Source organism: Onishia taeanensis (assembly GCF_013349955.1).
In the GTDB taxonomy this organism is placed as follows: Bacteria; Pseudomonadota; Gammaproteobacteria; order Pseudomonadales; family Halomonadaceae; genus Onishia; species Onishia taeanensis_B.
The window spans coordinates 1-482 of record NZ_JABVXC010000052.1 but is presented as its reverse complement, the minus strand read 5'-3'; the positions used below and the strand labels follow the sequence as shown (position 1 = coordinate 482).

The 482-nt window shown below is 62.4% G+C and carries 1 protein-coding gene; it reads right to left on the bottom strand.

The window, feature by feature from the left end; all coding sequences use genetic code 11:
• Positions 1–254 precede the first annotated feature (254 nt).
• Positions 255–467 (bottom strand): DUF1653 domain-containing protein, encoded by a 213-nt coding sequence (locus HUS66_RS17430; protein WP_175072453.1) that lies wholly within the window; start codon positions 465–467, stop codon positions 255–257.
• Positions 468–482: the final 15 nt, after the last annotated feature.

Below are 482 nucleotides of genomic sequence, written 5' to 3'. Positions count from 1 at the left end.
GATTTTGATCCCATGATGACACCAACCAGTGCGCTCATGCTTCCTCCGCTCTTGACGTGGTATGAACCAGCTCACAGTGCCTGCCAGACGTGCCGGGCAATGCGCTGTGTGGGCGTGGCCGAGCCGCGCGGGCAGATCATGCCCGCAAGCGGCTCAATGCGTATGTCTGGAAAAACAAGCGGCGCAGTATAGCACCGCGACCGACAGGCGGCATGTACCTGTCTGGACGGTCAGGATGTGGGTGCGCCCGTGGATCAGCAGGACCACGCCGAGACCAGCGCGAAGCGTGGCACCGGCTCGCCCTGGATCTCGACGTTCTCCATGAACATGCTCAGCGGGCGCACCCACAGCCCGCATTCACCATACAAGGCACGATAGACCACCAGCAGTTCTTCGGTCTCGCTGTGGCGACTGGTGCCGATCACTTCGTACTGCGCGCCCTTGTAGTGGCGGTAGAGGCCCGGCACGGGACGATTTTCCGG